Source organism: Pseudomonas sp. PF05, assembly GCF_056521845.1.
On the sequence record NZ_JBWLPW010000086.1, the window covers coordinates 1 to 475 of the forward strand.

1 protein-coding gene is annotated in these 475 nt (G+C 61.9%); it reads right to left on the bottom strand.

Features of this window, described 5'->3' with window-relative positions:
• Window positions 1–475 (bottom strand): immunoglobulin-like domain-containing protein (locus AC09SL_RS29540; protein WP_479572018.1); only part of this gene is annotated, 475 nt, incomplete at both ends.

Below are 475 nucleotides of genomic sequence, written 5' to 3' on the forward strand. Positions count from 1 at the left end.
GGTGCTGGTGTCGATGGTGTCGGTGACATCAGTCACTGCAGGCGTGGTGCTCGGAACCAGGTTTTCGAAGTTGCCGCCAGTGGCGTTATCGATGCTGACTTCAACTTTGCCAGCGTCTTTATAGACGTCGTCTGTTGGCGCGTCGACGGTCACGGTGCCAGTGGTGGCGCCAGCGGCGATGTTGATGACGGCGCCGTTGCTCAGGGTCACGGTCACTGGCGAGCCAGCGGCGTTGGTCAGGGTGGCGGTGTAAACGATGGAGCCGCCTTCAGCAACGGTATCGGTTGCACTCAAGGTCAGGCCGGTAGTGTCCTGCACATCGGTAACGGTGGTGTCCGCTGGAGTGGCGTCGATGTCCAGTTTCTCGTAGTTGCCGCCCTGGGCGTCGTCGATCTTCACGCTCAGGTTGTCGCCGCCTGCGAGGGCGTCGTTTGGCGTAACGAAGTTCACCGAAGAGGAGCTGGCGCCGACCGGG